Below are 21,469 nucleotides of genomic sequence, written 5' to 3' on the forward strand. Positions count from 1 at the left end.
TTTCGGATGTATAGACGAGTAGTAAAACTACAGATGAAAGGCTTGTGGCCTCCGACTGCGTTGTGAGAATAATCGTTAAGGTTGGTCGATTACCATCCGTAAAAGGTGAAACTTTGATGCTGGATGCTAAAGAAGAAGAAATTTCAGCTATTTCTAACTTTTGTTCGACAGTCCTTCACGTAGCGGGTTTTCAACATTCACTACAAGCGGCCATTTACACGCCGATCAAGGATAGACCATGACCCTGCCCGTGCTTGCCGAACTGCCTGCCATTCTCCTGCCGTTGGTCACTCGATCCGAGCAGTCGTTCCGTACGGCCGTCGCCGAGCTGGAAAACGATCACGGCTTCGCCAACTGGACGCCAGAGCGCTGGGCGCAGTTCGCCCGCGTCACCGCTGCCAGCGAGTTTGTCATTGAACAGAGCGTTCGTGACCCTTTGATGTTGCTTGCGCTGGTGCAGTCCGGCGAACTCGACCGACCGTTCGCACCGGGTGAATTGTGTGCGCAGATTTCCTTTGCGGTGAACGCGGCACAGACCGAAGACGAACTCGGTCGCGCCCTGCGTCGCCAGCGTGCACGCCATCAAGTGCGGATCATCTGGCGTGATCTCAACCGTCAGGCCGATCTGGTGCAGACCTGCCGCGACCTCTCGGACATGGCCGACGCCACCATCGACCAGGCTTATCAATGGCTGTACAGCCGCCATTGTGAACAATTCGGTACGCCAACCGGCCGCCGCAGCGGTGAGCCGCAGCAAATGGTCATCCTTGGCATGGGCAAGCTTGGCGCGGTCGAATTGAACCTGTCTTCCGACATCGATTTGATTTTCGCCTACCCCGAAGGCGGCGAGACTGTGGGCGTGAAGCGCTCGCTGGATAATCAGGAATTCTTCATTCGTCTTGGCCAGCGCCTGATCAAGGCGCTGGATCCGATGACCGTCGACGGCTTTGTGTTCCGCGTCGACATGCGCCTGCGCCCGTACGGCTCGTCCGGCGCGCTGGTGCTGAGCTTCAATGCGCTGGAGCAGTATTACCAGGATCAGGGCCGCGACTGGGAACGCTACGCGATGATCAAGGCGCGGGTAGTGGCTGGTGATCAAGTCGCGGGTGCGCAGTTGCTCGACATGCTGCGCCCGTTCGTTTATCGGCGATACCTGGACTTCTCGGCGATCGAGGCGCTGCGCACCATGAAGCAGTTGATCCAGCAAGAAGTGCGGCGCAAGGGCATGGCCGACAACATCAAGCTGGGTTCCGGCGGGATTCGTGAGGTCGAGTTTATTGCTCAGGCCTTCCAGTTGATCCACGGTGGCCGCGACTTGAGCCTGCAACAGCGTCCTCTATTAAAGGTGTTGAGCACGCTGGAGGGGCAGGGTTATCTGCCGTCGGCGGTGATCAGCGAATTGCGTGAAGCCTACGAATTTCTGCGTTACACCGAGCACGCGATTCAGGCGATTGCCGACCGCCAGACGCAGATGCTGCCGGACGGCGCGCAGGATCAGGCGCGCATTGCCTTTATGCTCGGGTTTGCCGATTGGGATGCTTTCCACGAGAAACTGATGTTCTGGCGCGGCCGCGTCGCTTGGCACTTCGCGCAGGTGATCGCTGATCCCGACGAGGAAGAAGGCGCCGAAAGTGAAGTGGTGGTCGGCGGTGAGTGGCTGCCATTGTGGGAAGAGGCGCAGGACGAAGAAGCGGCTTGCCGGCAGTTGGAAGAGGGTGGTTTTGCCGATGCCAGCAAAGCGCTGAAAGCGTTGGCCGGTTTACGTGGCAGTCCGCAATTGCGCGCGATGCAGCGGTTGGGGCGCGAGCGTCTTGATGCGTTTATTCCGCGCCTGTTGGCGCAGGCGGTCGAGCATGCCAATCCGGATCTGGTGCTTGAGCGTGTGTTGCCGTTGGTGGAAGCGGTCGCTCGGCGTTCGGCTTATCTGGTCTTGCTGACGGAAAACCCCGGAGCGCTGCGCCGCTTGCTGACGCTGTGTGCGGCGAGCCCGTGGATCGCAGAGCAGATCACTCGCTTCCCGCTGCTGATGGATGAATTGCTCAACGAAGGGCGCTTGTTCAAGCCGCCCTTGGCGCCAGAGTTGGCCGCCGAGTTGCGTGAGCGTCTGACGCGAATCCCCGAAGACGACCTCGAACAACAAATGGAAGCCCTGCGCCACTTCAAACTGGCGCACCGCTTGCGCGTCGCCGCCTCGGAAATCGCCGGCAGCCTGCCGTTGATGAAAGTCAGCGATTACCTGACCTGGCTGGCCGAAGCGATTCTCGAGCAAGTACTGGCCCTGGCCTGGCGCCAGACTGTGGCCAAACACGGCACGCCGCTGCGCACCGACGGCACCTTGTGCGATCCCGGCTTCATCATTGTCGGTTATGGGAAAGTCGGCGGGCTGGAACTGGGGCATGGTTCCGATCTGGATCTGGTGTTTATCCATGACGGCGATCCACAGGCGGAAACCGACGGCGCCAAGCCGATTGATGGCGCGCAATTCTTTACCCGGCTGGGCCAGCGGATCATTCACTTGCTGACGGCGCAGACCAACTCGGGTCAGCTCTATGAAGTGGACATGCGTCTGCGGCCGTCCGGTGCTTCGGGGCTGTTGGTGAGTTCGCTCGGCGCGTTTGCCCGCTATCAGGAAAATGAAGCGTGGACGTGGGAGCATCAGGCCTTGGTGCGTGCGCGGGTGCTGGTCGGCAGTCAGGATGTCGGTCAGGCGTTCGAGAAGGTTCGTGCGCAGGTGTTGGGCAAATCCCGTGATCTGGCCAAGTTGCAACAGGAAGTCAGCGAGATGCGCGCGAAGATGCGCGACAACCTCGGCACCAAGAGCACCGCGGCCGGCACCGCGGCGAATGCCTTCGACGCCACGGCGCCGTTCGACCTCAAGCAGGACGCCGGAGGTATCGTCGATATTGAATTTATGGTGCAATACGCGGCCCTGGCGTGGTCGCACAGCCATCCGCCGTTGCTGCGCTGGACGGATAACATCCGCATCTCGGAAGAGCTGGAGCACGAAGGGCTGATGCCTGCCGAAGACGCCAGCCTGTTGCGCGAGGCCTACAAAGCCTACCGCTCCGCCGCCCACCGGCAGGCCTTGCAGAAGGACCCGGGGGTGATTGCAGGCGACCAGTTTGTCGAAGAACGGCGACAGGTGTTGCGGATATGGAAAGAGATGGGGCTAAGCTGAAACACGGATGTGTGGACGAATGCAAAACCCTGTGGGAGCTGGCTTGCCAGCGATAGCGGAGTATCAGGCAACATTGATTTTGGATGTGCCGGCCCCATCGCGGGCAAGCCCGCTCCCACAGGGATCTGCGTTGAAACGTAGATGTTGGAACGTATGCAAAACCCTGTAGGAGCTGGCTTGCCAGCGATAGCGGCGTGTCAGGCAACATTGATTTGGATGTGCCGGCCCCATCGCGGGCAAGCCCGCTCCCACAGGGATCTGCGGTGAAATGCAGATGTTGGAACGAATGCAAAATCCTGTGGGAGCTGGCTTGCCAGCGATAGCGGCGTGTCAGGCGACATTGATTTTGGATGTGCCGGCCCCATCGCGGGCAAGCCCGCTCCCACAGGGATCTGCGTTGAAACGTAGATGTTGGAACGAATGCAAAACCCTGTGGGAGCTGGCTTGCCAGCGATAGCGGCGTGTCAGGCAACATTGATTTTGGATGTGCCGGCCCCATCGCGGGCAAGCCCGCTCCCACAGTGATCTGCGTTGAAACGTAGATGTTGGAACGAATGCAAAACCCTGTGGGAGCTGGCTTGCCAGCGATAGCGGAGTATCAGACGACAATAATGTTGAATGTGAAGACCCCATCGCGAGCAGGCTCGCTCCCACAGTAGATCTACAGTGTTTGTAGAATTCTCGAGGCGGGGAGGCGTAAATGCCTCCCCGGTTCGTTTTTGGAAACCACATGAATATTCTGATCGTTGGGCCCAGTTGGGTCGGTGACATGGTGATGGCGCAGACACTGTTTCAGTGTCTCAAGCAGCGCCACCCGCAATGCGAAATCGACGTGCTGGCCCCCGAGTGGAGCCGGCCAATCCTTGAACGCATGCCCGAAGTGCGCCAGGCCTTGAGCTTCCCGCTCGGCCACGGCGCGCTGGAACTGGCGACGCGTCGGCGCATCGGCAAATCCCTGCGCTGTCAGTACGATCAGGCGATCCTGCTGCCGAACTCGCTGAAATCAGCGCTGGTGCCGTTTTTCGCCGGCATCCCGAAGCGCACCGGCTGGCGCGGCGAATTCCGTTACGGCCTACTCAACGACGTGCGCACCCTCGACAAAGAGCGCTATCCGTTGATGATCGAGCGTTTCATGGCCCTGGCCTATGAAGCGAACGTCGAGCTGCCGAAGCCCTATCCGCGCCCAAGCCTGCAAATCGACCCGGTGACCCGCGAAGCCGCACTGGCCAAATTCGGCCTGTCCCTCGATCGTCCGGTGTTGGCCCTGTGCCCCGGCGCCGAGTTCGGCGAGTCCAAACGCTGGCCGTCCGAGCACTACGCCAAAGTCGCCGAAGCGCGTATTCGCGAAGGCTGGCAGGTCTGGTTGTTTGGCTCGAAAAACGATCACGCGGTCGGCGAAGACATTCGCGCCCGGTTGATCCCTGGCCTGCGCGAAGAATCGGTCAACCTCAGCGGCGGCACCTCGCTGGCCGAGGCCATCGACCTGATGTCCTGCGCCGACTCGGTGGTCTCCAACGATTCTGGTCTGATGCACGTTGCCGCCGCCCTGAACCGTCCATTAGTGGCGGTCTACGGCTCGACTTCGCCGGGTTTCACTCCGCCGCTGGCCGAGCACGTTGAAGTCGTCCGTCTGGGTCTCGATTGCAGCCCGTGCTTCGACCGTACCTGCCGCTTCGGCCATTACAACTGCCTGCGCCAGCTGATGCCGGACGCGGTCAACGATGCCTTGCAGAAATTGCAGGGCTCCGTGGTCGAGGTTCATTAAGTTGCGGGTACTGCTGATCAAGACTTCATCGCTGGGCGACGTGATTCATGCGTTGCCGGCGCTGACCGACGCCGCCAGGGCGATCCCCGGGATCAAATTCGACTGGGTCGTTGAAGAAGGCTTCGCCGAGATTCCGACCTGGCACCCGGCCGTTGGCAAAGTGATTCCGGTGGCGATCCGCCGCTGGCGTAAAAACCTCTGGAAAACCATCACCAGCGGCGAGTGGAAACGCTTCAAGCAAAGCGTTCGCGCCAACAAATACGATTTGGTCATCGATGCCCAAGGCCTGCTGAAAAGCGCCTGGCTGACCCGCTACGTCAAAGCGCCGGTGGCCGGGCTCGACAAAGGTTCGGCCCGCGAGCCGATGGCCGCGCGTTTTTACGATCGCAAACTCGCCGTGGCCCGTGGCCAACATGCCGTCGAACGCGTGCGCCAACTGTTCGCCATCGCCCTCGGTTACGACCTGCCAAAAGGCCTGGGCGACTACGGCCTCAACGTCGAGCGTCTGGTCGAACTGCCACGCAAAAACGCATTCGTAGTGTTCCTGCATGGCACCACGTGGGACACCAAACACTGGCCGGAAAGCTATTGGCGCGAACTGACCGAACGCGTCGGTTACCTCGGCGTCGGCGTCAAACTGCCGTGGGGTAATCCGCAGGAAAAGGCCCGCGCCGAACGCATCGCCGCCGGTTTCAAACATGCCGAAGTGCTGCCGAAACTCAATCTGGCCGGCGTCGGCAAAGTCCTCGCCGGGGCGCAAGCCTGCGTGGCGGTGGACACCGGCCTCGGCCATTTGGCGGCGGCACTGGACGTGCCGACCATTTCGCTGTTCGGCCCGACCAACCCGGGCCTGACCGGCGCTTACGGCAAACTGCAGATTCATCTGGCCAGCGACTTCCCGTGCGCGCCGTGCCTGCAAAAGAAATGTACCTATCAACCGACCGCGCAGGATGCCCGTCAGTTTGACCTGAAGCGTGAACAGCCTCTGTGCTTCACGCGTCTGAACCCCGAGCGTGTCGCCAGCCGACTGAGCACGTTGTTAATGGCTGAGGAGCTGCGCTGATGCAATTGGCATTCGTCCTGTACAAATATTTTCCGTTCGGTGGCTTGCAGCGCGACTTCATGCGCATCGCCCTCGAATGCCAGAAACGCGGGCATCAGATCCGCGTCTACACGCTGATCTGGGAAGGCGACGTGCCGCCCGGTTTTGAGGTGCTGGTGGCGCCGGTCAAAGCCTTCTTCAATCATCGTCGCAACGAAAAACTCAGCGCATGGATGGCAGCGGATCTGGCCAAGCGCCCGGTTGATCGCCTGATTGGCTTCAACAAGATGCCAGGGCTGGACGTCTATTACGCCGCCGACGGCTGCTTCGAAGACAAGGCGCAGAACCTGCGCAACTCGCTGTACCGTCGCTGGGGCCGCTATCGCCACTTCGCCGAGTACGAGCGCGCGGTGTTCGCCAAAGACGCGAAGACTGAAGTGCTGATGATTTCCGAAGTGCAGCAGCCGCTGTTCATCAAGCATTACGACACGCCGCTTGAGCGCTTCCACTTGCTGCCACCGGGCATCGCTCAGGATCGTCGCCGTCCAGCGGATGCTGACGAAATCCGCGCAGGTTTCCGCGCTGAATTCAACCTGAAGGATGACGAACTGCTGCTGGTGCAGATCGGTTCCGGCTTCAAGACCAAGGGCGTCGATCGCAGCCTGAAAGCGCTGGCCGCATTGCCCGCTGAACTGAGAAAGCGCACCCGGCTGTTTGTAATCGGCCAAGATGACCCCAAATTATTCCAGATGCAGAGTGCAACTTTAGGTCTGGGCGATAACGTGACGTTCCTCAAAGGGCGCAGCGATATCCCGCGTTTCCTGCTCGGCGCCGATCTGTTGATCCACCCGGCGTACAACGAAAACACCGGTACCGTGCTGCTTGAAGCGTTGGTCGCTGGGTTGCCGGTGTTGGTCAGCGCAGTCTGCGGTTACGCCCATTACATTGCCGAGGCCGACGCCGGGCGAGTGCTGGACGAACCGTTCGATCAAGCGCAGCTGACGCACTACCTGACTGAAATGTTGAAGGACGACGCTGCACGCGCGGCCTGGAGCCGCAATGGTCTGGCCTTCGCCGAGACGGCCGACCTCTACAGCATGCCGCAACACGCGGCCGATGTGATTCTGGCGGAGCACGCTTAATGAAGTTGATGCTGGCTGAACCGTTCAAAAGCCTTTGGGCCGGACGCGACCCGTTCGCCGAAGTCGAAGGCTTGCAGGGCGAGGTATACCGCGAGCTGGAAGCACGCCGGACACTGCGCACGGAAGTCGACGGCAACGGATTCTTCGTCAAGATTCACCGTGGCATCGGCTGGGGCGAAATCTTCAAGAACCTGCTGACCGCCAAGCTGCCGGTACTCGGCGCGGGTCAGGAGTGGAAGGCTATCCAGCGTCTGCAGGAAGTCGGCGTGCCGACCATGACCGCCGTCGCGTACGGCGAGAAGGGCAGCAACCCGGCGGATCAGCACTCGTTCATCGTCACCGAAGAGCTGGCGCCTACCGTCAGCCTTGAAGACTTCAGCATCGACTGGGTCAAGCAGCCGCCGGAGCCGAAACTCAAGCGCGCGCTGATCGCCGAAGTCGCGCGCATGACCGGCATGATGCACCGTGCCGGCGTCAATCACCGCGACTGCTACATTTGCCACTTTCTGCTGCACACCGATAAACCGGTGACCGCAGACGATTTCAAGCTTTCGGTGATCGATCTGCACCGTGCCCAGACCCGCGCGAAAATCACGCAGCGCTGGCGCAACAAGGATCTGGCCGCGCTGTACTTTTCCGCGCTGGACATCGGTCTGACTCGCCGCGACAAGCTGTGTTTCCTCAAAGGCTATTTCCAGCAACCGCTGCGGCAGATTCTGGCGGAAGAAGCGCCGTTGCTGAGCTGGCTCGAAGGCAAGGCCAACAAGCTCTATGCGCGTAAACAGCGCTACGGGGATGCGCTCTGATGGCGGGCTGGATTCTGGAGCCGCAATACAGTGAACTCGCCGAAGATTTTGGCAGCCTCGAAGCGGTGTTCGCCCTGCAAGGCGAACGGCTGACTCGCGATCCACTGTCCGAAGTCGTCCGTGTCGAGCGTAACGGCGTCAACTATTACGTCAAACGCTACGTCGGCGCCGGTAAAGGCTTGCGCCGTTACCTCGGCAAGCCGCGGGTGAAGATGGAATGGCAGAACCTCAAGCGCTTTGCCAAGTGGGGCATTCCCACCGCCGAAGTGGTGGCCTGGGGCCTGGAGCGACGTGGCGCGGCGTACGACCGTGGCGCGATGATCACCCGCGAATTGCCGCGCACCGAAGACCTCTCGGCGCTGGCCGAGCGCAACGATCCCAAGCTCAAGGATCGCGCCTGGGTCGATGGCGTCAGTCGGCAACTGGCCGCTTACACGCGGACCATGCACGATCACCGCTTCACCCATAACGATCTGAAGTGGCGCAACCTGCTGATCGACGATCAGGCGCAGTTGTTTTTGATTGACTGCCCGAACGGTGATTTCTGGCGCGGTTTCTGGCTCAAGTACCGCATCACCAAGGATCTGGCCTGCCTCGACAAGGTCGCCAAATATCATCTGTCGAGCACCCAGCGCCTGCGCTTCTATCTGCAATACCGTGGGCGTGATCGCCTGAATGCCGCTGACAAGAAGCGCATTCGCCACGTGGTGAGATTTTTCGAGGGACGCGAATGACTGATTTTCTGGCCGCTGAAGACCGTGCGCTGCTTGAGCGCCATGGCCTCGGCACCTTCGACGCGCTCTGGGCCAAACAGCTTGAAGCGGTGGACGAGCCGAACACCGATGGTGGTGGCTGGAGCAGCGTGTTTCGCCTCGAACTGGAAGGTCACGCTTATTACCTCAAGCGCCAGAGCAACTACCTGACGCGCACCTTGCACGCGCCATTTGGCGAGCCAAGTTTTGCCCGCGAATTTCGCAACATCAGCCGCTACAACACGCTGGGGATTCCGGCGTTGCAAGCGGCGTTCTTCGGGCAGCGCAAGGTCGACGGTGAAGTCCGCGCGATCCTGCTGACCCGCGCCCTTGATGGCTGGGATGATCTCGATTCGTTGTTGCAGCGCTGGTCGGAACTGACCGCCACGCAGCAATCGGCGATCCTCAAGGCCTGTGGGCAACTGGCGCGGCTGCTGCACGGCTTGCGTCAGGTGCACGGTTGTTTTTACCCGAAACATATTTTTTTGCAGGCCGACGGCGCTGAATATCGCGCGCAGTTGATCGACCTGGAAAAGACCCGGCCCTTGTTGTTCGGTCAGCGCGACCGGGTCAAGGATCTGGAGCCGCTGCTGCGCCGTGCGCCGCAGTGGAGCGAGGCGCAACTGCGCGAATTGCTCGCGGCCTATGTTGATCAACCGAGCGACAGTTCGCTGGTCGACAGTTGGGTTACGCGTCTGACCGCAAGACGCAGTCGCAAGGAGACCCGCTGATGCAGTTGTCCGACCTGAAAAACGCCGGGCGCACGCCAAGTATGCCGTTGACGATTGCCCTGGCCGATGCCGCCGGGCCTGCCGATTTGCAGCTGCTAAGTCTGCTGCGGGTGCTGCCGGGGCAGCGTTATGTCGGTGCCGGTGTTTGGCGCGGTCGGCCGGTGCTGGCGAAATTGCTGGTCGGCAGCAAGGCGGCGCGGCATTTTCAGCGTGAACTCAATGGCGTGAAGCTGCTGGCGGCGCAAGGCCTGACCACGCCGCTGCTGTTGGCCGATGGCTTGAAGGAAGGCGAGGGCGGCTGGCTGCTGTTCGAATTCCTTGAAGATGCTGAAAGCCTTGGCGATGCCTGGCAACAGGTCGAGTCGTTGCCGGTGCTGGCGGATGAACAATCGGCGGTGTTGGGCGACGCGCTCGGCGCGATTGCGCAGTTGCACAGCAAGGGCCTGTGGCAGGAAGACCTGCACCTGGACAATCTGCTACGTCACGGCGGTGAGTTGTATTTGATCGACGGTGCGGGCATCTGCCCGGAAACCGCTGGTCAGCCATTGTCGCGGCAGAAAGTGCTGGAAAACCTCGGGGTGTTTTTCGCCCAGTTGCCCAAGGCGCTGGAGCCGTTTACCGAAGAATTGCTGGTGTATTACCTGCTGAGCAACGCCGAGCACGCGCTGCCGCTGGAAGCGTTGCAGAAGCAGATCGACAAGGTGCGCACCTGGCGTCTGCGCGATTACCTGATCAAGGTCGGTCGCGAGTGCACGCTGTTTGCCGTGCAGCGCGGAGCGTTCGCCTTGCGCGCTATTCGTCGCGAAGAAGAGGCGGCGATGGTGCCGGTGCTGGAGCAGGCCGATGCGCTGCTCGATCAGGGCCATTTGTACAAGACCGGTGGCGCCGCGAGTGTCGGCAAGGTCGACGTGGCCGGGCGCAAACTGGTGATCAAACGGTACAACATCAAGAATTTCGCACATTGGCTCAAACGCTTCTGGCGCCCAAGCCGCGCCTGGCATTCGTGGCGTGAAGGCAATCGCCTGGCGTTCCTCGGCATCGCCACGCCGAAGCCGCTGGCGGTACTGGAAAAACGTTTCCTGTGGCTGCGCAGTCGTGCCTACCTGATCACCGAATACCTGCCGGGCCCGGACATCATCGAGCGCTTTGCGCCGTATGTTGAAAACGGCGAGGCGCCGGAATCCGAGTTGCAGGCGCTGGATCAGTTGTTCGCGCGCCTGATCGCCGAACGCATCAGCCATGGCGATTTCAAAGGCCACAACCTGTTCTGGCAGGACGATCGCTGGGCGCTGATCGACCTCGACTCGATGTGCCAACACCGCTCCCTCGGCAGCTTCGCCCCGGCCTACGCCCGCGACCGCGCACGCTTCATGCGCAACTGGCCAGAAAGCAGTGCGCTGTATCAAGTGATAGATCAGCGTTTGCCGAAAAGTATTGATCGAGTCTGAAGATTTAAAAGATCGCAGCCTTCGGCAGCTCCTACATTTGGAATGCGATTTCCTGTAGGAGCTGCCGAAGGCTGCGATCTTTTGATCCTCACCGCTGTTCGGCAAATAGCTCTGGGTCATTCCCGCCACGTTTACGCTATAATCCCGCCCTTTAGCTGTCTCTCGCCCGGTGCGAGGGCACATCAATTTTCAAGGCGCATCGCGCCTGCATGCAGACTAAAGAGGCTAGACCCCTGTGGCATTGACGATTCTTGGCCTGTCCGGCGCCCTTAGCCATGACCCTTCAGCCGCCTTGTACATCGACGGCAAGTTGGTGGCGGCGGCTGAGGAAGAGCGCTTCGTACGCGATAAGCATGCAAAGAACCGCATGCCCTACGAATCGGCGAAGTTCTGCCTTGAGCAGGCTGGCATCAAGCCGTCCGACGTTGACGTGGTGGCGATTCCGTTCGCACCGATCAGCCTGTTCGGCGAGGCGCGCTGGCACTACGCCAAGCGCTACTGGTACGCACCGGATCGCGCTCTTGACGCGATTCTGATGGGCAACCGTCGCTACAAGCGCTATCGCAACAAGATCGTCTGGTGCCTCGAGCAACTGGGTTTCGATCCGAAAAAGATCAAGATCGAGCCGGTCGAGCACCACTTGGCTCACGCCTCCAGCGCCTACCACTGCTCGGGTTTCCAAGAGAAAACCGCGATCCTCGGCATCGATGGCAAGGGTGAGTACGCCACGACCTTCTTCGGTTATGGCGAAAACGGCAAGATCCACAAGATCAAGGAATTCTTCGATCCGGACTCCCTCGGCGGCCTGTACGGCGCGATCACCGAGTTCCTCGGTTTCGAGATGCTCGACGGTGAGTTCAAAGTCATGGGCATGGCGCCGTACGGCGATGCCAGCAAATATGACTTCTCGCGTCTGGCCTCGTTCGAGAACGGCGAGCTGGTGATCAACACCGACTACGCCAACGTGATCGGCCTGCGTCGCTACAAAGAGAAGGGCAAAGGCTTCTACTTCTCGCCGAAGCTGATCGAATGGCTGGGCCCGAAACGCGAAGGCGACATCGCTGACGAGCCGTACATTCACTACGCCGCGAGCATGCAAGCGCTGTTCGAAAAGATCTCGCTGCAGATGATCGACCACTACCTGGGCGACATCCTCAAGGAAACCGGCAAACTCGCGTTCGCCGGCGGCTGTGCCTTGAACGTCAAGCTCAACCAGAAAATCATCGCCCGCGATGACGTTAAAGAATTGTTCGTACAACCTGCGTCCGGCGATGCCGGCACCGCTGTTGGCGCCGCCGCTTACGTGTCGCACGCCCGTGGCGTACCGGTCGAGAAGATGGAACATGTCTACCTCGGCCCGTCGTACAGCAACGAAGACGTGATCGCCGCGTGCGCCCGTCACGAGAACAAACCGACCTGGCGCAAGCTCGACAACATGCCTGAGCAGATCGCCAAGATCATGGTCGATGGCAACCCGGTGGCCTGGTTCCAGGGCCGCATGGAATTCGGTCCGCGCGCACTCGGTGGTCGTTCGATCATCGGCTGCCCGAGCATTCCTGGCGTGGCTGACCGCATCAACCACCAGATCAAGTTCCGCGAGCGCTGGAGGCCTTTCTGCCCGTCGATGCTCGACACCGTTGCGCCACAGATGATCAAGATCGATCACCCGGCGCCGTTCATGACCTTCACTTTCGAAGTGGCGGATGAGTGGAAAACCCGTGTGCCGGAAGTCGTCCACGAAGACGGTACGTCCCGTGCCCAGGTGCTCAAGCGCGAATACAACCCGCGCTACTACGACATGATGAAAGCGCTCGAAGTCCTCACCGGCAACGGTGTGTCGCTGAACACCTCGCTCAACCGTCGTGGCGAACCGATGATCTGCTCGCCGACCGACGCGCTGAACATGTTTTTCGGTTCCGATCTGCAGTACCTGATCATGGAAGACATTCTGGTGGTCAAAGAGGGCGCAAACGCTTATGACTCGCTCGGCTGAACGCCATGTGCTGCAGTTCTGTCACGGCTATGACGGGCCGTTCCTCGACTGCGCACGGCAGTACGCCAGCCTGTTCGCGGGCACCGGTTATCGAGTGACCACGGTCTTTCTGACCGGGGCCGCCGATAGCGAGGTGGCCGCAGCGTGTGCCTCCGATGAAGTGTTGTTCATGGAATACAGCTCCAAGGCCATTCGTGGCCTGAAGCTGGGCGCCATCGGCGATCTGCGCAAGATCGCCGCTTCACGCAATTTCAGTTTCTGCATCGCCCATCGTTTCAAGCCGATCTACATCGCCTTGCTCGGCACGTCGCTGCCGGTAATTGGCGTGCACCACGCGTTTGGTGATTACCAGCGCCGTACGCGCAAGCTGTTTGCGCACATTTTCCGTAAACGTCTGAGCCTGCTCGGTGTGTCCGACGCGGTGCGTGACGACATGCGTCGTTGCCTGCCGAAGTGGCCGCAAGCGCGAATTCAGACGCTGTACAACCGTATCGATCTGCCTGCCCTGCAATTTGCCCAGGTGTCCGCCCGCGAAGCTCGCGAGACGCTCGGTCTGGCGGCGGATGCGTGGATTGTCGGCAACGTCGGTCGACTGCACCCGGACAAGGATCAGGCGACATTGCTGCAAGGTTTCGCCGCCGCGCTGCCGGGGTTGCCCGAGAACAGCCAACTGGTGATTCTCGGCAAGGGTCGGCTGGAACAGGATCTCAAAGAGCTGGCGCTAGAGCTGGGTATCGGCGATCGCGTGCTGTTCCTCGGTCAGGTGCCGGACGCACGCAATTACTTCCGCGCCTTCAATGTTTTCGCGCTGAGCTCCGATCACGAACCGTTTGGCATGGTGCTGCTGGAGGCCATGGCCGCCGGCGTACCGTTGCTGGCCACGGCGTGTGGCGGGGCGAAGGAAGTGGTCGAAGGCGTGGGCATTCTGTTCCCGCTCGGCGATGCCGAACACCTTGCCCAAGGCCTGCAACATTTGGCCGGTATGGATGATCAACAGCGCCATCAGTGCGCCGAGATGATGCTCGACCGTCTGCGTGAGCAATTCTCCGACCGTGCGGTGCGCGACACCTTCTGGCGTCTGCCGCAAGTTATCGATCTGGCACCGAGGGGCTGATGCTCAACCGATTCCAAGGCTGGCGCGAACGTGGCTGGTCGCCCGTTGACGCCTCGACCTATGCAACCACCTGGCAGCGTTTTGGCGGCAGTGTCGCCACGCATCCGTTGGTGGTTGAGCGTCTGGCCGATCTGGCTGGCATCCCGGTGCGCTATCTGGCCTGGGAGCAGCAAGGCGAAATCAAAGCGGCGATCCCGACCTGGGGCCGCGATCTGGCTCTGTCCAAGGACGTGCTCAAGCGCAACGGCAAAAAAGGCCTGTTCGATCTTGGCAATGCCGAGCTGATCCTGCCGGCCGCCGTCGATGCCCAAGCCCCGCTGCGCCATCGCGCGCGCTACCTGTCGGCGCTCAATGAAACCCGCTTCAGCGGCATGAAGTTGCAGACCGAGCAACTGGCCATGGCCCGCACCCCGGAAGAACTGTCGAAGAAGTTTCGCTACAACCAGCGCCGCGAATTGCGTCTGCTGGAAGAGGCGGGCGGCGTGGTGCGTCCTGTCAGCGACTTCTCCAGCGTCGAGCTGGCGGCGATCTACTGCGATCTGTTTCAGCGCCGCTGGGGTTTCCCCGCTACCGGCGCAGCGCGTATGGCTGATGTCATCGAGCTGCTGCGCGAGCTGCTGATCGGTTCGGTGATCTTCCTCAATGATGCGCCGATCGCGATTCAACTGGTGTACCGCGTTGAAGCGCCGGAGTGGATCAGCGTCGAGTACATCAATGGCGGCGTTGACCCCGAAACCCGTGAATTCAGCCCCGGCAGCGTGTTGAGTTTCCTCAATACGCAAAGCGCCTGGGAGCATGCGCGCGCGCTGAACAAGCCGTTGCGCTTTTCCTTCGGTCGCGCCGACCGTGAATACAAGGATCGCTGGTGCAATCCTGTGCCGGTGTTCACCGTATGAGCCCGCCCATGAGCCGCAAACAGCAACTGCTCAAGCGCCACCGGCGTAATAAACGTATCGGCCTGCTGATCGCATTGATCGTGTTGATCGCGATCGGTGTGCTGGTCGCCTGGTGGTTGCCGCTGCTGCTGGCGGTGGTCGGCTGGATCGCCCATGAAGCGTGGTTCGCCGATCACCTGTTTTATTCGCCGAAAGACGATTACCAGTACAGCTTTCCACCGTATACACCGCAGCCAAAGGTGCATCTGAACGGCGAGCAATTGCGCCTGGACGAAGGCGTGATGCTGGTGGATGACGCCACCCTGATTCTCTCGGTGCAGGTCAAAAGCACGTGGCTGGGACGCTTCTTCGACCCGCGCATCGAGCTGGTGGGCGGCACGAATCCTGACGCGCAAACCTTCGAACGCGGCGTCAACGGCCTGCGCTATCTGAACCTCAGTGGTCAGGCGCAAGCCTTGTCGCAAGGCGGGCTGCGCTTGCGCGGGCGCTTCTGCCGCTTATCGGGCGAAGCGGTTCTGTGGGCGCTGGAGCAAGCGGACTATCGTCGCTCGCGAGTGATGGTAATCGCCCCGCACGCCGACGACGCCGAACTCGCGGCTTACGGCTTGTACAGCCAGGCCGATGAAGCCTGGATCGTCACCCTGACCGCCGGCGAAATCGAAGCCGAGCATTATCAGCAGATGGGCCTGAACAAGGTCGAAGCCGCGCGGCTCAAGGGCCGGTTGCGCGCCTGGGACAGCCTCGCCGTGCCGCGCTGGGCCGGTGTGCCGGCGGAAAACTGCGTGCAGCTCGGTTATTTCTGTCTGCAACTGGCAGCGATGCAGGCGGCGCCGAATCAAGCGATGGCTTCACGCGAAGCCGATCTGAGCGATACCCGCCTGTTCCGCCAGTTGAACCCGTTCAGCTTGCCGAGCGATGTCGATGGCGCGCCGACCTGGAACAATCTGCTGGCCGACCTGCGCGAAGTGCTGCTGCGCGCACGTCCGGACGTGATCGTCCTGCCGCATCCGACGCTTGATCCGCACCCCGATCATATTTGCAGCCAACAAGCCGTGTTGCAGGTGCTCAGCAGCCTCGACTGGCAGCCAACACTGCTCGGTTACGCCAACCATCTGCACGACAACGATCGCTGGCCGATGGGCAATGCCGGTGACGGCATCGCGCTGCCGCCGGCTTTCGACGCCGCCGTACCCATGCAGCCGTTGTGCCTGCCACTGACGGTTGAGCAGCAACGTGACAAGGCCATGGCGCTGGGCATGATGCATGACTTGCAGCCGCCAGCACCGTTCAAGCGCCGTTTGCGCCGCGTGATCCAGCGTTTGCTGGCCGGTCGCAAGCCGTCGGTGTACGGCGAAAACGAATTTTTTCGAAAAGCGGTCAGACGCCAGGAATTGCTTTGGCTGCTGAAACCGGGTGAATCAGGCGTCAATCGGGGAGAGTTATGAGTCAACGGTCGAAGGTGCTGCAGTTGCAGCCTGACTACAACGTCAAAGCCCATGATTTCGCCGACCTTGCCGAGCAGATCGTCAAGGCGCTGCCGTCGGATCGTTATGAGATCACCGCTGCGTTTCTGCGTGGCAAACCCGCACCTGGCGAGCCGGTCAGCCGCGCCGATCGTTCGGTGTATTTCGAGTTTTCCGACAAATCCCTCAAAGGCATGCGCCTGCGCGCGATGTGGGAGCTGTACAAGTTCTGCCGCCGCGAGAAGTTCGACGTGGTCATCTGCAACCGCTTTAAACCGGTGAACATGATGCTCACCCTGAATCGCTGGTTGAAGGTGCCGCTGTGCATTGGCATCTCCCACGGTTTTGGCGAGTACGACCGCTTCTATCGTCGTCGTCAGACTCAGCGTTTGATCGACCGCCACTGGCGCTTCGTCGGTGTCTCACCGGCGGTTAAACAATACCTGCTGGACTGCGATTGCGGGTTCACCGACCAGAACACTTACGCCATCACCAACGCCATCGATATCGAACAGGCCGAAGGCTTGCAGCACAGCCGCGAAAAAGCGCGCGAGCTGCTCGGCATCGACCCGGATGTGCGCCTGATCGGTGCGCTGGGGCGGCTGGTCTCGGTCAAGGGCCATACCTATCTGTTGCAGGCCTTTGCCGCGCTGAAAGACAAATACCCGAACACCCAGTTGGCAATCATCGGTGCCGGGCGCCTGCAAGCGCCGCTGGCCGCCGAGATCGAGCAACTGGGCCTGAGCGGTCGCGCGCACTTGCTGGGTTTCAAGGAAAACGCCCTGCAATACGTGCGTGCCTTTGATCTCTGGACGATGCCGTCGCTGGCCGAAGGTTTGGGTCTGGCCTTGCTCGAAGGCATGAGCGGGCACTTGCCGGTGATCGCCTCGAACGTGCCGGCGATGTTGCCGCTGATCGAAGGCGCTGGCGGTCTGGCAATTACGCCCAAGGATGTACCGAGTATTGTCGCGGCGCTGGATCAGTACCTCGCGTTGTCCGATGACGAACTCAAGGCCAAGGGCGAACAAGCCTACCGCTATCTGCAGGAACAGCATGACATCGAGGTGTTCCGTCAGGAGTATCTGGACCTGATCGACTCTGGCCTGGAACAAGCGCGCAAGGTGCAGCCATGAGCGAACAGGAAGCCATGAGCGAAGCCAATGCCCTCGTCACCGTGATCATCGCTTCGTACAACCACGGCCCGTATATCGAGGAAAGCATTCTCAGCGTCCTCAAACAGACCTACCAGAACATCGAACTGCTGGTGATCGATGACGGCTCGACGGATGACAGCGTCGAGCGCATCAACGCCTTGCAGGCGCAGTACGGTTTCGATTTCCGTGTGCAGCAGAATCAGGGCCTGACCAACACGCTCAATGGCGCCATCGCGCGCGCGAAGGGCAGCCTGATCGTGCCGTTCGGCTCAGACGACATCATGTACCCGGAGCGCATCGCGACTCAGGTGGCGTACATGGACGGCAAGCCAGAGGTCGGGATTTGCGCCGGCAACATCGAGTTGATGGACGCCGATGGCAATCTCTACCCGGAAAAACGCCAGCGTCGCGATGTGCCGTTCCGTCGCCTCGACTTCGATGACATGTTCCTTGAGCGCAAGCCTTACCCGCCGGCCCCGACCTTGATGATCCGCCGCGAAGCGCTGGACAAGGTTGGTGGCTTCGATCCGACGATTCGCCTCGAAGACCTGTACATCGAATTGAAGGTGACCCGTGCCGGTTACTTCATCGACGGCTTGAACGTGGTGATGGCGCGCTATCGCAAGCACGCCACCAATTCGTACAAGAATCACCGCTTCATGATCGAAAGCATCCTGCGCATCTATGCGTTGTTCAGCGATCATCCGCTGTACGACGAAGTGCGTTACAAGGCGCTGAATTCGATGTTCCTCAAGACCGCTAACCGCAATCGCAAGCTGGCCCGCGAGCTGCTGGCGCAGATCCCGTTCAAGGCGTGGAACAAGAAGACCTGGCGCGGTCTGGGGCGTTTGCTGTTTTCGCCGCTGGAAAAGGACTGAAGCCGCTGCCGCTCGCGATCAGCGAGCGGCTTTCTCCGACAGGCGCTTTTCGCCTTTCTGGCGTTGGCGCAGCCAGTGCAGGAGTTTCTTGCCGGCGGCCATTCCTGGCAGTTCGATGTACAGGAACGTCGCGCTGCTGATCACAATCAACAGGCAGGTACATGCCGCCACCAGCGGCAGGTAGACCCACGCTTCAGTAGCGTCCAGGTTCAGCATCAGCGGCAGGCGCTGCACCATCAGCCACAGTACGAAACCGTGCAGCAGATAGGTGCTGTAGCTGATCTCGCCGAGCCAGCGGATGCTGCGCGGCTTCAATACGCCGAACAGGGAATTGCCGGAAGCGACGATCACGAAGAACAACGACAGCAGAAACAGCGGCGCTGCCTTGAACGCACGATTGAACGCGGTAAAGGCGATCACCAGTGCCAGCAAAGCGATGAACCCGGCCAGACGCGTGCGGCTCCACGCCACCAGCGCGGGTCGACGAATCCAGTACGCCGCGGCGATACCGCCGAGAAAGCTGGCGAGGAAATGCTTCTTCAGCGAGTGCTCCCAGCCCACGACCTGATACAGGGCGTAAATGCCGACCAGGCACAGCACTACTTGCAGCCAACTGCCGCGATAGATGAAGACCAATCCGGCCAGCGGCAGTGCCAGATAGAAAAACACCTCATAAGCCAGCGTCCAGGTGACGTTGGAAATCAGCATGCCGGTCTGGGGGTATTGGTTGATGTCGGGTCGGTCGAAGGTCAGCCACGCCAGAATCTGCTTGAACAGTTGTACGCCGGGCTCTTTCAGTTCCCAGTTCTGCAGATGGAACACGGTGACGAAGACGATCAGCATCAGCGGCAGGTACAGCGGATACAGGCGAAACACGCGCGAAATCCCGAACGCCAGCCAGTCATGCTGTCGACCCTGGGCCAGCAGGCGATTCCAGAACAGAAACCCGGTGATCATGAAAAACAGCGCGACGCTGCCCTGACCCAGCATCGAGTAAAAGTTGCTCGGCGGAAACTCGAACACCCCGGTGCGCAGGAAAATCCAGGTAATGACCGAGTGGTGCACGAACACGCCAAACGCCAGGTAGCCGCGCAGACCATCGATGCTTGCATAGCGGCTTTCGCCGGAATGCTGCAGGTGACGGGCAATTTTTGGCACCGCGCGCAACAACAGCGCAGCGGATACGATCGCCAGCAGATAGGCTGCCAGCGCAATCAACGGGTTGGTTTCGTTCATCAATGAACCTGGGCCGGAGTGTTGCCGGCCAGCACTTGCTTGTGCAGATTATCCACAGCGGATTTCGACGCCATCGTGGCGTACCCCTGAAGCAGCGCTTCGAAGTGATCCTCGAACAGCCAGCGCTTGTCGACGGTGTAACGTTGCATGTGGCGCAGATTGCGCTGACGCAAGGACAGACTGAGCGGGGTAGGGTAGACCCGCAGATCGGCCAGATCAATCAGGCCGAATTCGCCATCCTCCAGCACCAGTACGTTGCCCAGATGCAGCGAGCGGAAGTACACACCCTTCTCATGCAGTTGCGCCATGAACTTGCCAAAGCGCTCGACCAGCGCCTGGCGAACCGCGGGCGCGGTGATGCTTTGCAGCACCTGGCGCAGCGTGTGGCCCGGCAACGGTGCGTAATGCACCGCGCTGCTGCCGTCGGCCAGGCGATACAGATTCAACACCTGCGGGGTAGGAATGCCCATCTGGCGCAATTGTTCGCTATTGACTGCAAAGCGTTCGGAATACGGGTTGAAGCTGCCCGAGGTGTACCAGCGGCGACGGCGGAACAGCTTGAGGAACGTGCCGTCGTTCAGGCGCAGGACTTTCGGGCCGAGGCCGTCCTCTTCAATGATTTGCGCCTCGCGACTCATGCCTTGCAGGTCGGTTGCCGAGAGCTTTTGCACCGGCAAGGTGAGCAGGCGGCGTGCGCGCTGATTGATGCTCAGTGCCGCGATCAGTGCCAGCGGGATCCACAGCAGGAACCAGTGCTCCTTGGGCCGCGAAATGATCCCGCCGCCCTCGGTCAGCCCGGCGCCGATACCGAACACCAGCAGGGTCGAGGCCATGATCAACAGCGGCTGCACACGCTGGCGCCAACTGCTGAGCAAGCCCCAGGCAAGGAAGAACAGCCACGGCAGCAGCCCGAAGATGCCGACGTAAAACAGCACGCCGAGGACAAAGCTGTGCGGTTCCTGAAAGTTGTAACCGACGCCCGGGTCGATCGCCAGACTGGCGTTGTAGCCATGGCCGATCCACGGATGTTCGCCGATCAGGTGCAGAACCTGTTGCCAGATTTCCAGCCGGTAAGAGTCGCCTCGTTCGATGATCATCTGCGAAAAAGCGGTCAGCACTGCAATGCCGCTGGCTGCCAGCGCTGCCAGCAAACCCAGCGAACGCCGATTCCAGCAGATGAAGCAGAGCCACAGCGCGGCCATGGTCAGCGCCACCAGTGGCGTTCGGGAGCCAGTGCCAATCACCGCCATGAACATGATTGCCATGGCCGGCACGCTGAGCCACATCATCTGGCGGCGCTTGCAGGTCATGGTCACGGCCAGCCAATAGGCACTGAAAAAACCGAACAGGTGCGAACTCAGCAGCGGGTTGTCGAAGGCTCCGCCACCCACCAGGCGCATGCCAGGTTCGTAGACCCGGGCGAACTGGAACAGGAAAAACGTCGTGGCAATCAGTGCGACCAGGGCGGCGGTAAACAGCAGCGGTTGCAGGATGTCATTGCGGTACCGCACCAGCAGATAAGAGCCGGCAAACAGCAGCAAGGTGTGCAGCGGCGGTTTGAACATGCCGCCGACCGGTTCTCCGCCAGGCCCCCAACTGAGGCTGAGCAAGGCCCAGGCGACAAACAGCAGAAGGGCGATGAAGATCGGCTCGCGCAGCAGCTCTTTGAGCTCGCGCGGACGCAGGCACAGGGCAATCAGCGTGGGGATGCTGAACAGCCCGTAAAACAGTTTGTGATGCAGACTTCGGCCCGGCAGGAAAAACAGCGCGCACAAGAGCAAGAGATAGCCGGTGGGAAGAATCCACAGGCTAATGAAATCGAAGACTCGATTGGACGTACTGCTGAAGCCGCGAAGTTGCATGCTGTGAGA

The 21,469-nt window shown here is 60.6% G+C and carries 16 protein-coding genes; 14 read left to right on the forward strand and 2 right to left on the reverse strand.

Going from position 1 to position 21,469, the window contains the following annotated elements; translation table 11 throughout:
* Nucleotides 1-238: 238 nt before the first annotated feature.
* The 14 genes from glnE (at nt 239) to EJA70_RS04745 (ending at nt 18,362) form a co-directional block, all read left to right on the forward strand.
* Nucleotides 239-3,178, forward strand: a complete 2,940-nt coding sequence (gene glnE / locus EJA70_RS04680; RefSeq protein ID WP_158829961.1) for a bifunctional [glutamate--ammonia ligase]-adenylyl-L-tyrosine phosphorylase/[glutamate--ammonia-ligase] adenylyltransferase — start codon at nt 239-241, stop codon at nt 3,176-3,178.
* Between the two features lie 730 nt (nt 3,179-3,908).
* On the forward strand, nt 3,909-4,943 hold the full coding sequence (waaF, locus tag EJA70_RS04685; RefSeq protein ID WP_158829962.1) for a lipopolysaccharide heptosyltransferase II: 1,035 nt from the start codon (nt 3,909-3,911) through the stop codon (nt 4,941-4,943).
* Nucleotide 4,944: 1 nt separating this feature from the next.
* On the forward strand, nt 4,945-6,006 hold the full coding sequence (waaC, locus tag EJA70_RS04690; protein WP_064117144.1) for a lipopolysaccharide heptosyltransferase I: 1,062 nt from the start codon (nt 4,945-4,947) through the stop codon (nt 6,004-6,006).
* Nucleotides 6,006-7,127, forward strand: coding sequence for a glycosyltransferase family 4 protein (locus tag EJA70_RS04695; protein WP_158829963.1), 1,122 nt, complete (start codon nt 6,006-6,008; stop codon nt 7,125-7,127). The genes waaC and EJA70_RS04695 overlap by 1 nt, the downstream gene beginning before the upstream one ends.
* Nucleotides 7,127-7,933 carry a lipopolysaccharide core heptose(I) kinase RfaP gene (gene rfaP, locus EJA70_RS04700; RefSeq protein WP_158829964.1) on the forward strand — a complete coding sequence of 269 codons (807 nt, stop codon included), beginning with the start codon at nt 7,127-7,129 and terminating at the stop codon, nt 7,931-7,933. The genes EJA70_RS04695 and rfaP overlap by 1 nt, the downstream gene beginning before the upstream one ends.
* Nucleotides 7,933-8,667 (forward strand): lipopolysaccharide kinase InaA family protein, encoded by a 735-nt coding sequence (locus EJA70_RS04705; RefSeq protein WP_158829965.1) that lies wholly within the window; start codon nt 7,933-7,935, stop codon nt 8,665-8,667. The genes rfaP and EJA70_RS04705 overlap by 1 nt, the downstream gene beginning before the upstream one ends.
* Nucleotides 8,664-9,416 (forward strand): lipopolysaccharide kinase InaA family protein, encoded by a 753-nt coding sequence (locus EJA70_RS04710; protein WP_008081349.1) that lies wholly within the window; start codon nt 8,664-8,666, stop codon nt 9,414-9,416. The genes EJA70_RS04705 and EJA70_RS04710 overlap by 4 nt, the downstream gene beginning before the upstream one ends.
* Nucleotides 9,416-10,864, forward strand: a complete 1,449-nt coding sequence (locus EJA70_RS04715; protein ID WP_158829966.1) for a lipopolysaccharide kinase InaA family protein — start codon at nt 9,416-9,418, stop codon at nt 10,862-10,864. Before EJA70_RS04710 ends, EJA70_RS04715 begins: the two co-directional genes overlap by 1 nt.
* Before the next feature lie 235 nt (nt 10,865-11,099).
* On the forward strand, nt 11,100-12,857 hold the full coding sequence (locus EJA70_RS04720) for a carbamoyltransferase (protein ID WP_008079282.1): 1,758 nt from the start codon (nt 11,100-11,102) through the stop codon (nt 12,855-12,857).
* Nucleotides 12,841-13,971: a glycosyltransferase gene (locus EJA70_RS04725; protein ID WP_158829967.1), complete on the forward strand. Its 1,131-nt coding sequence runs from the start codon at nt 12,841-12,843 to the stop codon at nt 13,969-13,971. Before EJA70_RS04720 ends, EJA70_RS04725 begins: the two co-directional genes overlap by 17 nt.
* The gene (locus tag EJA70_RS04730) at nt 13,971-14,867 is read left to right on the forward strand and encodes an antimicrobial resistance protein Mig-14 (protein WP_158829968.1); all 897 of its coding nucleotides are present in this window, start codon (nt 13,971-13,973) and stop codon (nt 14,865-14,867) included. Before EJA70_RS04725 ends, EJA70_RS04730 begins: the two co-directional genes overlap by 1 nt.
* An 8-nt stretch (nt 14,868-14,875) precedes the next feature.
* The gene (locus tag EJA70_RS04735; protein WP_158829969.1) at nt 14,876-16,312 is read left to right on the forward strand and encodes a PIG-L family deacetylase; all 1,437 of its coding nucleotides are present in this window, start codon (nt 14,876-14,878) and stop codon (nt 16,310-16,312) included.
* Nucleotides 16,309-17,463 carry a glycosyltransferase family 4 protein gene (locus EJA70_RS04740; protein WP_158829970.1) on the forward strand — a complete coding sequence of 385 codons (1,155 nt, stop codon included), beginning with the start codon at nt 16,309-16,311 and terminating at the stop codon, nt 17,461-17,463. The genes EJA70_RS04735 and EJA70_RS04740 overlap by 4 nt, the downstream gene beginning before the upstream one ends.
* A gap of 14 nt (nt 17,464-17,477) precedes the next feature.
* The gene (locus EJA70_RS04745) at nt 17,478-18,362 is read left to right on the forward strand and encodes a glycosyltransferase (protein WP_045123043.1); all 885 of its coding nucleotides are present in this window, start codon (nt 17,478-17,480) and stop codon (nt 18,360-18,362) included.
* Nucleotides 18,363-18,380: 18 nt separating this feature from the next.
* Here EJA70_RS04745 and EJA70_RS04750 read toward each other — a convergent pair whose 3' ends face one another.
* Together EJA70_RS04750 and EJA70_RS04755 are read right to left on the reverse strand one after the other, a co-directional pair.
* Nucleotides 18,381-19,598, reverse strand: coding sequence for an acyltransferase (locus tag EJA70_RS04750; RefSeq protein ID WP_008079271.1), 1,218 nt, complete (start codon nt 19,596-19,598; stop codon nt 18,381-18,383).
* Entirely contained in the window at nt 19,598-21,460 is a 1,863-nt protein-coding gene (locus EJA70_RS04755; RefSeq protein WP_158829971.1) for a bifunctional O-antigen ligase/aminoglycoside phosphotransferase family protein, read from the reverse strand. Before EJA70_RS04755 ends, EJA70_RS04750 begins: the two co-directional genes overlap by 1 nt.
* Nucleotides 21,461-21,469: the final 9 nt, after the last annotated feature.

The sequence above is a fragment of the Pseudomonas sp. PB103 genome, assembly GCF_009764635.1.
Taxonomy (GTDB): Bacteria; Pseudomonadota; Gammaproteobacteria; order Pseudomonadales; family Pseudomonadaceae; genus Aquipseudomonas.

Coding starts and splice junctions, on each gene's coding strand:
- glnE (WP_158829961.1), top strand. CDS start 239: ATGACCCTGCCCGTGCTTGCCGAACTGCCTGCCATTCTCCTGCCGTTG.
- EJA70_RS04705 (WP_158829965.1), top strand. CDS start 7,933: ATGGCGGGCTGGATTCTGGAGCCGCAATACAGTGAACTCGCCGAAGAT.
- EJA70_RS04750 (WP_008079271.1), bottom strand. CDS start 19,598: ATGAACGAAACCAACCCGTTGATTGCGCTGGCAGCCTATCTGCTGGCG.
- EJA70_RS04725 (WP_158829967.1), top strand. CDS start 12,841: ATGACTCGCTCGGCTGAACGCCATGTGCTGCAGTTCTGTCACGGCTAT.
- rfaP (WP_158829964.1), top strand. CDS start 7,127: ATGAAGTTGATGCTGGCTGAACCGTTCAAAAGCCTTTGGGCCGGACGC.
- EJA70_RS04730 (WP_158829968.1), top strand. CDS start 13,971: ATGCTCAACCGATTCCAAGGCTGGCGCGAACGTGGCTGGTCGCCCGTT.
- EJA70_RS04745 (WP_045123043.1), top strand. CDS start 17,478: ATGAGCGAAGCCAATGCCCTCGTCACCGTGATCATCGCTTCGTACAAC.
- EJA70_RS04755 (WP_158829971.1), bottom strand. CDS start 21,460: ATGCAACTTCGCGGCTTCAGCAGTACGTCCAATCGAGTCTTCGATTTC.
- EJA70_RS04715 (WP_158829966.1), top strand. CDS start 9,416: ATGCAGTTGTCCGACCTGAAAAACGCCGGGCGCACGCCAAGTATGCCG.
- EJA70_RS04710 (WP_008081349.1), top strand. CDS start 8,664: ATGACTGATTTTCTGGCCGCTGAAGACCGTGCGCTGCTTGAGCGCCAT.
- EJA70_RS04735 (WP_158829969.1), top strand. CDS start 14,876: ATGAGCCGCAAACAGCAACTGCTCAAGCGCCACCGGCGTAATAAACGT.
- waaF (WP_158829962.1), top strand. CDS start 3,909: ATGAATATTCTGATCGTTGGGCCCAGTTGGGTCGGTGACATGGTGATG.
- EJA70_RS04740 (WP_158829970.1), top strand. CDS start 16,309: ATGAGTCAACGGTCGAAGGTGCTGCAGTTGCAGCCTGACTACAACGTC.
- EJA70_RS04695 (WP_158829963.1), top strand. CDS start 6,006: ATGCAATTGGCATTCGTCCTGTACAAATATTTTCCGTTCGGTGGCTTG.